Source organism: Deminuibacter soli, from assembly GCF_003412455.1.
Taxonomy (GTDB): domain Bacteria; phylum Bacteroidota; class Bacteroidia; order Chitinophagales; family Chitinophagaceae; genus Deminuibacter; species Deminuibacter soli.
Genome location: NZ_QTJU01000015.1, coordinates 18,511 through 30,379 on the forward strand (window position 1 = coordinate 18,511; position 11,869 = coordinate 30,379).

Genomic DNA, 11,869 nt, shown 5'->3' on the forward strand with positions numbered 1-11,869 from the left:
AGGGTTTAGTAAATCGAAATGCCCGAACAATCCTGGTCAATGAGAATCGCTGGAATATAGCCATCCGCTCCAACAGCAGAAAAACCACAACTCATCTCGTACAGGTGTTCTGATGTATCTCCTGTTGTATTGTAAAAATAGATGTCATACCAGCCGGAAGGGATTGCAGGGAATGTCCCGCTTCCATACGGGATCTGAAAATCATACACAGCGCTTCCGTTAAATTCCTGGAATTTCACATGATACCCAAACAGCAAATTGTCATTATGATAGGAAACCGCCAAAGAAGCCAAAACACATTTTGAATTGGCATCAGCCTGTGCCTGCCCGTTCGCATCAATTTCTTCGTTCGCCTGGCGATCGGCATCAGCCTGGCTTATTGTTGAATAGTACTTTCCAGCCAATACGCCATATGCCATTGGGTCTGCTTTGTACCCAGCCGGACAACTTTTGGTAAAAAATTTTGATGCTTCTTTATTGTAGTAAACACAGATCCCTGAATTATTGGCTAATGCCTGCCCGGTGGTGTTCAGTTCATTTGTAGCTTGTTGATCTGCATCTGCCTGGCTAACTGTTGAAGAATATTTACCGGCGGGAATGTCATACCAAATAAAAGCAGGTCTTGGCTGCATACTGTTTACACAATCACTTTTGCTTAAAGCTTCATGTCGTGCTGCACTTAAAAACGTACAAACGCCGTGAGTGTTAGCATATTGTTGCCCGTTAGCAGCAATATCACCGGCAGCCTGCCGGTCGGCATCTGCCTGGTCTATGGTGGAAGAATAAGTACCTGCGGGAACAGTATATAAAACGGAAGAAGGCGGCATGCCTGCAGTACAATCGTTTTTGGTGAAGGATTGACTTACCTCTGCGTTAAAATATTTCACCACTTCCTGACATCCGGTAATTTTACCTGTATATGCATAGCAGATACGCTTGATAATATTCTTATCCTGATCCCTGACTATTTTCAATCGCCCGAAATTATCATATTCAAAATACGAAGCACTGCCTGCTGCATCACATTTGCTGTCAATACCGATTAAAGGTATATAAGTAGAAGTACTCATTAATGCACCCCTGGGGTAAGCCCTAAGTTCGTCTATGGCTGCACCATTCACTGAAATAATACTAATATTGGATAGTGTCCAATTGTATAAATTCCAGCCATTTTTTGTAGTTATAAAGGTACCACCTGTGTTATTAACCGATGGCGCTACCGCCGTCTGTTGCGACCAAAGTGATACCATATAATTGCCCTTAGGCAGGGTAACAGATGCTGTTCCGTTGAAATATTTAGTGCCTGTCACACTGGCTCCGTCGAGCAATGTTCCATTTAAAACCCAGTTGCCGGAGCCATCTGCCTCAAAAGAGGTATAGGCGATTTCTTCGTTGAATGCATTATCTACTCTGGCGACTAAATACCTGTTGTTATAATCCCATATGTACCCTGACTTAACATTACCATTTGATGTTGCTGATAAAATATTACCAAGTGCATCGTACCGATTATAACTTTGCTGCAAAACATATCTGCTATCAGGAGAAAATATAGCGGGCTGCCCAACGGTTGGCAATTGCCCCTTAATCGCATTGGAAAATTTGAAATCAGCAAGCAGCATCGGTTTATTCAGCTCCATCTGGCTAACAGATTCCAGGAGTGAAGGCTTGTCGGTTTTGTACCTGTTCAGTACAGCACTCAGAATGTTTGTTTTGCCAGCTATATCCTGTATTGCAGTAACAATTTCTACCGGAGCAGCTACAACATTACTGCTAACCATGTTGTCAATAAAACCACTGCCTGAGATGTAATCTCCTGGATAGGTAAAATAAGACAACTTCTTTTTGCCGTTACTCTGTGTTATTACAGATGAAGCAAGTTGGAATTTCTTATTGTATTGAAACGAAGCTTCAACCGCTACACCATTACTTCCATCAAAAGTTGTTTCGGTTTTACGAATCAATTTGTTTTTCCCACAGGTAATAGAGTAAGTATTATATTTAAAGAAAGAAGTGATGTAGTCATAATATTGCGCATCCGATTCTGCGTAGGAATCAACAGTTGCGAATGGCTTAACTTTCAAACCTGTCAATATATCGAAGTCAGTAGCATACTCAAAAGTCTCCTTTTTTACAATTTGATTTCCCGAATAATAATCAATTTCTTTTTGAAGTGGCTTATCCCAATATTTATACCCTTTCACTACAAAAGGGCCTGCATATTGAAAATCCATCGCACACATATCTGTTGTAAATCTTGGTAATGGCCCACCATCATATTGCAGGCCTCCCTGAAATTTGTATACAATTTTTCCATTCCCATCGGTTTTATCCCATGTAGAAAAATGTTCTGTAACCTCCGGGTATGTTAAGGCACTATGCGTAAATCCGGTTGCCCCGATATCGCCCTGCATATAACTGGAATAGGTAATCGTTCGTTTTGCCAACATTAAACCATTTAACCTGTGAATAAACGAAACGCCTTCATCCTCAAAAAAGCTTTCGTTTAAATACACTTGCGGAATACCGACACCAGAACCATTCTCTCCATAGGTATAGTTACGGATCAGCGTTTCCTTATCTGCATTAATGCTGGTAATTCTCGAAATACGCATTCCTCCCCCATTCACCAATTGTCCCGAACCATTCAGAAATTTATTGGATTCATACAGATAATTTGTTTTACCACCTGTGGGATACTCAATAGAAGCCAATGAAAAAACAGATGGATCTCCGTCACCTTCCGATCTGTTTGCCACGTCAGCCAGTACAGTACCAACATGGTCTAAATTCTGCATGCCCTGATAAGCAATATCATCCTTAAACTCTGAATGAAAAGATGCATTTTCGGCAGACCCGATTTTATAGTACCCCCATTGGTCAGCGAACAAATTTCCTGCGCTATAATCTTTGTTGTAATAGGTAAACCGGTATGTTCCCACATTGGCTTTAGCCTTATCCTTTATCACAATATAATCAAGGAATATGTGCGAATTGCCACTTCCATTACTATATGCAAAATCAATTTCCTTAATCAATCGCCCCTTATCATCCAGTATTTCAATAGAGGTAATGAGATTCCGTGAATTATGGGTTATTTTAACCTTTTCGTTATTGTTGCTGATTTCATCAGTAAGAAATGTGGTATATCCTGTTCCATCACCATAGTCATTTGAATAATCCCAATGATCCTCATTATCATATATACATCGGTTGGCTTGGGTGAGACGAAACGTCCGCGAGGAAGTTGCCCAGCCGGAAACCGAAGCAGCAGAATATTTAAAGTTCAGCTGATCGCCCACAGCCGTGGTTATATTGGTCAGGGCCCAGGCTGTGGGTAAGAATGCGTCGGAGCCTGACGATTCAAATACATTTTGATCGCTTGCAGAGTGTTGCCCAAAAGAATAGTTGTTCCCCTTATCATCTTTCACATCAAAATTCATAAAGCGGGGATATGGATCACTCACATTTTTACGACCTATTGCATAGCTGATGACAGAATTTTCGCCCCCGAGTGTTCGGGTAATTTTATTTATTCTATCAGTTATAACAAAAGAGCCACTTTCTGTGGGAAGTATGTAATTAAAAATATCGTATTCTCCATCCAGCTTGTCTGTTACATCATCAGCCAACGGAGCATGTGCATCAATACCCGCTAAAAATTTCGATAAATATTTATCTCTTGGTAACCCTTCACTGTAGTTATTGGCAATATTCTCGTCTATCGCAGGCATGCTATAACGTTCATCCGCCTGCCCATAAACTGTTCTTGACACCCTTGAACCTGGATTTAAAACCCAACCAATCCCTACTTCGCCGCTTTCCTGCAGATATTTAATGCCTGATGCATGATAGGATAAAGAAATGGGTACGTCCAATCCCTTCAGATGAATTGTATAAAGCGGAATGCTAATATCCGGCACCCCATTATAGAGGGATACATTATAGTTAACATATTTCTCAAACTCAGCAGTAACTGGCGAGGGCATTATTGGCAGTTTGTTCGTCTGCCCAGCAGCACCCGTCGAAAAAACAACAAACAGAAAAAGTAACCTAAATCCTGTCTTCATAAGTAACGCTTATAATTCTTTTGATTTTATAATTGCCTGCCAGAACGCCAACCTCATTATATCAAGCCTAAGTTGCCTTACACAGCAATAACGCTTGCAGGCAGACAATATTCCTAGCTTTCGTTCTGTCAGTGGAGAAACTGCTAGACTGAATGCTCAGCAGTAATTATTTTGAATTGAACACTCCTGCATACGTAAGTTGCGGTGTATAAAGAAATTGATACGAGCCCACGTTGAGTATATTTGGGATTCTCTAAGTAAATAATGCGGCATGATTGTCAGGTTGAAAGGGATGAAAGCCGCAAGTAACCATATATTCCTGAAAATACAAAACAAAGAAATACTTAAAACCTGGGCAATAAAAATGTGAGGCTGCACGATATACAGACCTTGAATACGACTGCACATATTTTTCAAACAAAAAAACCTCCTGCTCGCGCAGGAAGGCTTTACTTTACTAACAGCGGTAAGTATGCTATCAGGGTTTACTATCCGGAACTTTCACACCTTCGTTGCCGCCGGTGCGTACTACTTTTTGTATGGTGCCATCAGCATTGTAATAGAGCTTGTCTACGCAAATGGAACGCAACCAGTCAAAATGCGATAAGGCGCTGGTGTGGTAAAAAGCATACCACTGGCCCTTGTAACTTACAATTGAACCATGGTTGGTATAACTGTCTGTAGGATCCATGTAAATGCCCTGTGACTTCCAGGGACCAAGCGGGCTATTGCTGGTTGCATAACGCATGCGGTTGTGCTGGCCGGCAGAATCGTGGTTATCTGAGTAAGACAAATAGTACACGCCATTGCGTTTGTGCACCCAGCTGGCTTCGTGAAAATCTTCCAGTCCCTGCATGGGTTGCATGGTGTCGGCTATTTCGGTCATATTGTCTTTGAGTTTGCCGCCTTTGCAGGTACCACCACCGCCATAATACAGGTAAGCCTGGCCATCATCGTCTACAAAAACACAGGGGTCGATCATGGATTCGAGGCCTTTGATATAGCCCTGCACGGTAAAACCGCCGGCTGGTTGTTTGCTCGTGGCGACACCTATTTTCCAGGTCTTGTTCCACTCGCTGCCGCTGGGGTGCGGGAAGTACAGGTAATACGTGCCGTTTTTATAGGCACAATCAGGCGCCCACATAAAACCGCCTTCCGGTCTGCCCCAGGGTACCTGGCTGGCCCGGAGTACTTCGCCATGGTCTTTCCAGTGAACCATATCATCGGTAGAAAACACATGGTACTGATCCATCAGGTCGCAGCCGCGGGCAGGTGCAATATCATGCGAAGCATACACGTACAAACGGCCATCGGCCCAAACGTGTGCAGAGGGATCGGCCGTATACATGCTGGTAATAAAAGGATTCTGTGCCCGTCCTGTAAAACAGCACATCCATACAAATGCAAAAGAAAACAATCGTCTCATCATCGTCATTGGGAATTTATGAGCTGCAATAAACAGTTGAGCCCTTAACAAAGGGGCTAATTTTGCATTAATTGGATGCTGAAACGTAAAAAAAGTGCAGCGAACAGCTCATAGCCTGTAGCTTATAGTTGTTAGCTTGTTCGGCAGAAGCGCCTGCGGCGCATTCAACTCCTGTTTACTACTGTATTTTATTCACTATTGACTATTCAGTATTCACCACAGCATTACTGGCGGAAATTACACATAAATCTGTGTAACTGACGGCTAAAAAAAATACCTTTATAAAAAACAGTCACACAAGATGAACAGACGCAATTTTGTAAAATCAACCATCACCACAGGCGCTGTATTAACCACCACTGCTTCTGTAGCAAACGCCGCTGCCACTATGCATAACGACAAAAAACAACAATGGTACGAGCTGCGCACTTACGAATTTACCAGTGAAGCGCAGCAACAGTTAACCGGCACCTACCTGCAACAGGCTTACCTGCCTGCCTTAAACCGTGCCGGCATACAACAGGCAGGTGTATTCACAGAACTGGAACCCAAAGGTATTGCCAGCATATATGTACTGATTCCCTTTGCATCGATAGAGGCGTTCGCTGCTATTAACGACAAACTGCAGCACGACGCCGCTTACCTGAAAGCAGGCGAAGCCTACCTTGCTGCCGAGCCTGCAAATGCAGCCTACGACCGCATTGAAAGCTCACTGCTGAAAGCCTTCGCGCACATGCCGCAGCTTGAAGTACCGGAGAAAAAGGACAGGCTGTTTGAACTGCGCCGTTATGAAAGCCCTACAGAATCTGCCGGGCAAAAGAAGATAGAGATGTTTAACGATGCCGGGGAAATTGACATTTTTAAGAAGATCGGTGCCCGTCCTGTATTTTTTGGCGAAACCATGGTTGGCTTACGCAGACCCAATCTCACCTACATGCTCTGCTTTGATGACATGGCTGCCCACGATGCCCGCTGGAAAGCATTTATCGGCGATCCCGAATGGAAAAAAGTAAGCGCAATACCTGAGTATTCAGATGCAAAACTGATTTCGAAAATCGTGCGCACTTTTCTTAAACCTGCAGACTATTCGCAAATTTAAATACAATGCGCCTTTCACTCACCACCACCCTTCCACACCATTTTGATGTGTTTGATGCCTGCTTCCTCAAACTCATCACCTACCATTTCAAAATCATTCTTCAGGTATAAATCTGTCACAGCTACCTGTGAGTAGAGATATACCGGGGTGCCTGCAGGCAGATCGCGCAGCATGGCTTTTACCAGTGCATCACCTATTTTTTTGCCCCTGTGGGCTGGTAATACGGCAATGCGCTCCAGCTTTACGCCATCCGGCATGCGCCGGTAGCGGGCGGCCCCTGCGGGCACACCATCTGCCAGTGCGAGGAAGTGTACCGCCATGTCATCATGGGCTGTTTCCAGGCTGGCAGGCACACCCTGGCCATGTACAAATACTTCGTAACGTACAGCGCTCGCCTGCTCCAAAGCCTCTTTGTCACTCACTTTTTTTATCAGGATGGTTTGCATGATCTTGCTTCACTTTTTTAGCGGATGGCAAAGATACGCCTGTTTGCCGGTTCACCTGCAGCTGCTTCACCTGTACCGCTTCTTGGCAACAGGTGCCTCACTTATCAAAAAAGATATATAATTATTTTTTATAGGAATGAAAACCCCATAACCTATTGCATCTGCCGGGCATTTTTTGTAGTTTAATTGTACCATTCCGGTTTACCTGCTGCAATTTTCAATCCTCATCCTGCTCCCATTTTATTATCAACCAAATTAATTGCAATGCAAACGATCAAATGCATGTTGCTAGGACTATGCCTTGCGCTGACTGGCCCATTGTCTTATACACAAACCAACGATTCGCTCAGGAATTTTTCGCTTACAGCCGTCGTGCAGGATGGCTCGTTGCTGATCAATGTTGTAGTAAACCCCTATTATTACCGGAATACCGAGTACAAAGCTACAGTAGGTAACCGCAGTACTTATCTCGCGATAGCGCCATTCCCCAACCAGTACAACGGAAGCATTGCACTGGATACCTTTTCTACCGGCACTTATACACTAAGCGTTACACAGCGTTCTGTTTTCGACGGGCATATTGACACGACTATCAGCACAAGTTTCTATTACGCGAAGCCTGCCCCTACGGAAAGCTTGTTAACCCCGGCTACCAGTCTGGCCAGACCGGTTCTTCCTTTAAAAATGAACATTTTCCAGGGCAAACCGCCTTATACAATTGAGCTGGCATACGGTACTACCAAACAACATTTCACTGCAGGCGCACACATCGACACGTTGATCAGCCTGTCACAATATGAAGGGCAAACTGTCGCCATGCATATAGCTTATACCGGCAGCGACAGCATCCGTTATACCGCACCAACGCTCACGGTATTTGTGCAAAGCAGTCCTAACCTGTATACATACCAGGCAGTAGCACAAGTAATCACAGACGTGGGATTTCATAAAATTTTACACGGCAGCTACGGCAATGACCAGATTTATGATTTAACCACACATACCAATGCCGCCATCCCTGACAGCACCAATCTGCACAACCTGGAAGATTACGGCAGCCCGGTTCCATTGCTCAAAAAACTGTCCCCTTCAGGATTGTTTTATAATGAAGCAAACCTGCGGGTGGCCGCTACAGATCCTGATTTTCCTTACGACGCCTATGCCACTTCCATGGGAACCGCGGCCTGGAATTTCAGCACCGGCCAATACCATACCATCACCAACTCGGTAAACAGCGCTATAGCAGGCGGGAATTACACGGCATGGGTTGACCGTGATTATACAGGCTGTTATCTAAACAATGCAGACAGCAGCGCACTATACACTTACCCGGTGGGTGTACCCAAAGCACTGGCTCCGGATGGCACGCTGATCAGTTCACAGAGTGAAAGCAACACCATTGATCCATTACTTCTTAAATACCATTTCAGCAGGGTGCAAACCATCGGTCATGGCATTAAACCTGTTACTACCGGTGTAAATGATCCCGTATGGTACCTGCGCAGCATTCCTGATACCTTTACCGATTCGCTGATGCGATTCAACGCAGATGGCACCAATACATTTGTAGCTATTATCAGCATCCCCTTTAACAACGATATAGCATTTGCCGCCAGCAAAGGCTTTGCAGCCTACCAGAAAATCGAAGCAGACACCAGTTCTATCTGGTTAATGAAGCCTGACAACAGTACGGTTAAACTCGCAGGGCGCGGCACATTGCAGGCTATCAACAACAAAGGAGACATAATTTATACACAGAACGGCGCTTTCTATTTCGCAGAGCATACCGGCACGCAAACGCGGTGGCTGGCTAACCAGATGACACCTGCACCCCCACCCGAAGGGGCTGCACCCGGTGTAAGTGAGCACATTTATGTGCAGGACAGCCTGTTTTATTTTACCATCGCCAACACGTTGTTAGCTGTTCAGCCGCCGGCAAATGCAATGCTCAGCAGCTTCACCGCAACCAACCAGGGCACTGGCAATTTGCTGCAATGGAAACTGGGCACGCAGGATTATATTACCACATTCGATGTGCAGCGCAGTGGCAACAGCAAAGACTTTACTTCTATTGGCATAGTTGCCGCGCAAACCAATGCCGCCTTACCTGTGCAATACAACTATACAGATGCACAACCGTTGGCCGGAACTAACTATTACCGCCTCAGCATCAGCGGCAGCAATGGTTACCGGTTATTCAGCGATACCGTAAGTGTAAACATACAGCCACCGGTAACGCGCTTCACTGCTTATATATGGCCCAATCCCGTATGCACCGGCACTATGAACCTGGTGATAAACGCAGCAGGCAGCGGCGTATTGCGCCTTGAAATTGTTTCTCTCAATGGCAGTATCCTGCAAAACGAACTGATCCCTGTAACCAAGGGCACTATCCGGCAGCAGGTGAATGTGAGCAGGCTGCACAATGGGTTTTATTTCGCTTATCTTACCAGTGGCCGGGAAAAATTTGCGATACCGTTTCTGAAGCTGTAATGGGTAAATCAATACAAAGCCCGTGACCGCCTGCTACAAATTGACCAATTCATTATTCATCAATGGTTTGATTTTTTTACACTTTACTTCTTCCTGAAATCTGTTGGCCTTGATTGTGTAAACTCGTAGAACGCATTGCTGAAAGCGCCAATGGTATTGTAACCGGTGGCATAAGCAATTTCATTGATAGGCTGGCTCGTTTTTACAATCAGCTCTATAGCCTTGATCATACGCAGCGTTTTAAGGTATTGCAGGAAGGAGATCTGCAGGCTGGATTGAAACAATCGTGATAACGAACGCTGGCTGAGATTGAATTGCTCACTCACATTTTGCAGGTTCAACGGTTCGGCGATATTCTTGTCGAGGTATTTTGTAATACGCAGCATGCGTTCATCCTCTGTTATCGGCAATATAATCGGCAGCGCTTTGTTGTTGAGTTCGGGCAGCAGGTTTTTCAGGGCAACCAGGAATTCAAAATTCGCATCCTTCGCTTCCACATGCCGGCCATCCCACTTTTCGGTATGGTTAATCATCTGTATCAGCAATTCACTGGCCGGGTAAATACCCAGTTTGGCGTAAAACGGGTGCCGGTCATCATCATGCCCGTAAAAATACAGGGAACGCAGCACCGTGGCTGAACTGGCAATACGCAGCACATGCTCCAGGTGTTTGGGTATCCAGAAGTAATGACGCGCAGGTACCACATAGGTTTTGTGCGCAATGGTAATGTAGGCAATGCCACCCTCCACATAACTCAGCTGCCCTTTGTTGTGCGTATGCAAAGGGATCAGTTTTTCCGACTTTTCATGCATTACAAACACCGAAGCCGGACGTTGGTTAATCTCGGGCAATGATGCGATTAAACCCATAAACAAGCGTTTAGACTTACTAAGAGAATGCAAAAATACCGCTTTGGCCGGAATCAGTAAATAATTGTCCATTTACCGAAAAAGAGAATACGCAGCACAGGATAATTTTGCGTACCAAAACGAAGGAATGATATACGACCGGAAATTATGGACACTGGTGCTGCTGCTGTTTTCAGGATGCCTTACAAGCGCCGCAACACAACAGCAGTCCGCTGATTCAACACTTACCTTAACGCTCAATGATGTGTGGCAGAAAGCAGCCGCCAACAGCAAGACAGCCCTCATAGCAGCAAAGGCGGTGGCCATTCGCCGGGAATTGACTGCCGATGCCATTGCAGACAAACTGCCCGATGCTGAGCTGGCAGCCAATTTTGAAAAAACCACCAACCTGCCTGTATATGACAATGGATTATTGCATAGCCCCTACCAGCATGCCATTACACAAACACATTATAAAACGGATGCCAACTTCTTTCTCACCTTATACAATGGCCATAAATTAAACCTGAAGATTGAAGAAGACAAAATGTTGCAGCAGATAGCCGAAACACAGCAGCGCCTCACCCTGTCGGATGTACGCTACAAAGCAGCTGCAGCTTACCTTGAATTACAGAAAGCCACCGTATTCAAACAGCTTATTCTTACTGATATTGAACGCCAGGAAAAACAGCTGGCGCAGATCAAAGAGAATTATAAAAACGGCGTGCTACTGAAAAGCGACCTGTTGCGGGTGGAACTGGATTTAAACCGGCGCAGGTTAACCCGGGAACAGGTAGAAAACGATATACGCATTGCTAACCAGCAACTCAACATACTGATCGGCGAAAAAGATGAACAGCCGGTACAGCCTGAAGCCATTGCCGACCCATCACTCAACCCGCCCGGCAGTTATGATGATTATGTAGCCATCGCCTTGCAACATGCCTACTCTTACCATGCAGCCGCGCAGCAAACTGAGTTATCGAAGATTAAGCTAAAGGAAGCCAAAGCCAATACGCAACCGAAAGTAGGTTTATACGGCGATTTCAATTTCGCCTACCCGCAAACCCTGCTGTACCCTTACAATCCCAACCTGTATTCCATCGGCGTAATGGGCGTACGCGCTTCTTTCCCTATTGCATCATTGTATAAAAATGCGCATAAGGTAAAAGCCGCACAGCTGGAACTGGAAAAAGAAACCTATGCACATGAAGATGCGGCAGATAAACTGCGGCAACAGGTACGTGAAGTATACCTGCGTTATAAAGAAGCACTGGTGCAGATAGAGCTTGCACGTGAAAACGTAGCACGCGCCACAGAAAACGAACGCATTGTAAAGAATACCTATTTCAACAATGTATCGCTGATCACCGACCTGCTCGACGCAGATGTGCAGCTGCTGCAATCGCAGTTTGAGCTGGAAGCTGCCAGGATACTGGCACAGAACAAATATTACCTGCTGCAAAACATCATCGGAAACCTTTAAT

The 11,869-nt window shown here is 45.0% G+C and carries 7 protein-coding genes; 3 read left to right on the forward strand and 4 right to left on the reverse strand.

Features of this window, described 5'->3' with window-relative positions; all coding sequences use genetic code 11:
* Window positions 1-5: 5 nt before the first annotated feature.
* Both DXN05_RS23270 and DXN05_RS23275 read right to left on the reverse strand, forming a co-directional pair.
* Window positions 6-4,070, reverse strand: coding sequence for a DUF5977 domain-containing protein (locus DXN05_RS23270; RefSeq protein ID WP_147314070.1), 4,065 nt, complete (start codon window positions 4,068-4,070; stop codon window positions 6-8).
* 478 nt (window positions 4,071-4,548) lie between these two features.
* The gene (locus DXN05_RS23275) at window positions 4,549-5,499 is read right to left on the reverse strand and encodes a family 43 glycosylhydrolase (RefSeq protein ID WP_116849719.1); all 951 of its coding nucleotides are present in this window, start codon (window positions 5,497-5,499) and stop codon (window positions 4,549-4,551) included.
* Between the two features lie 298 nt (window positions 5,500-5,797).
* Here DXN05_RS23275 and DXN05_RS23280 point away from each other — a divergent pair, with 298 nt between their 5' ends.
* Complete coding sequence (locus DXN05_RS23280) at window positions 5,798-6,595, forward strand: NIPSNAP family protein (protein ID WP_116849720.1); 798 nt, start codon at window positions 5,798-5,800, stop codon at window positions 6,593-6,595.
* Between the two features lie 14 nt (window positions 6,596-6,609).
* Here DXN05_RS23280 and DXN05_RS23285 read toward each other — a convergent pair whose 3' ends face one another.
* Complete coding sequence (locus tag DXN05_RS23285; protein ID WP_116849721.1) at window positions 6,610-7,041, reverse strand: GNAT family N-acetyltransferase; 432 nt, start codon at window positions 7,039-7,041, stop codon at window positions 6,610-6,612.
* A gap of 264 nt (window positions 7,042-7,305) precedes the next feature.
* Between DXN05_RS23285 and DXN05_RS23290 the strand changes: the two genes are divergently transcribed.
* Window positions 7,306-9,534 (forward strand): T9SS type A sorting domain-containing protein, encoded by a 2,229-nt coding sequence (locus DXN05_RS23290; protein WP_116849722.1) that lies wholly within the window; start codon window positions 7,306-7,308, stop codon window positions 9,532-9,534.
* 83 nt (window positions 9,535-9,617) lie between these two features.
* On the opposite strand, the gene DXN05_RS23295 is transcribed toward DXN05_RS23290, so the two are convergent.
* A complete protein-coding gene (locus tag DXN05_RS23295; RefSeq protein WP_116849754.1) occupies window positions 9,618-10,403 on the reverse strand; it encodes a helix-turn-helix domain-containing protein in 786 nt (261 codons plus the stop codon).
* 127 nt (window positions 10,404-10,530) lie between these two features.
* Here DXN05_RS23295 and DXN05_RS23300 point away from each other — a divergent pair, with 127 nt between their 5' ends.
* The gene (locus tag DXN05_RS23300) at window positions 10,531-11,868 is read left to right on the forward strand and encodes a TolC family protein (protein WP_116849755.1); all 1,338 of its coding nucleotides are present in this window, start codon (window positions 10,531-10,533) and stop codon (window positions 11,866-11,868) included.
* The last annotated feature ends 1 nt before the right edge of the window (window position 11,869 follow it).

Coding starts and splice junctions, on each gene's coding strand:
- DXN05_RS23270 (WP_147314070.1), bottom strand. CDS start 4,070: ATGAAGACAGGATTTAGGTTACTTTTTCTGTTTGTTGTTTTTTCGACG.
- DXN05_RS23300 (WP_116849755.1), top strand. CDS start 10,531: ATGATATACGACCGGAAATTATGGACACTGGTGCTGCTGCTGTTTTCA.
- DXN05_RS23290 (WP_116849722.1), top strand. CDS start 7,306: ATGCAAACGATCAAATGCATGTTGCTAGGACTATGCCTTGCGCTGACT.
- DXN05_RS23285 (WP_116849721.1), bottom strand. CDS start 7,041: ATGCAAACCATCCTGATAAAAAAAGTGAGTGACAAAGAGGCTTTGGAG.
- DXN05_RS23275 (WP_116849719.1), bottom strand. CDS start 5,499: ATGATGAGACGATTGTTTTCTTTTGCATTTGTATGGATGTGCTGTTTT.
- DXN05_RS23280 (WP_116849720.1), top strand. CDS start 5,798: ATGAACAGACGCAATTTTGTAAAATCAACCATCACCACAGGCGCTGTA.
- DXN05_RS23295 (WP_116849754.1), bottom strand. CDS start 10,403: ATGGGTTTAATCGCATCATTGCCCGAGATTAACCAACGTCCGGCTTCG.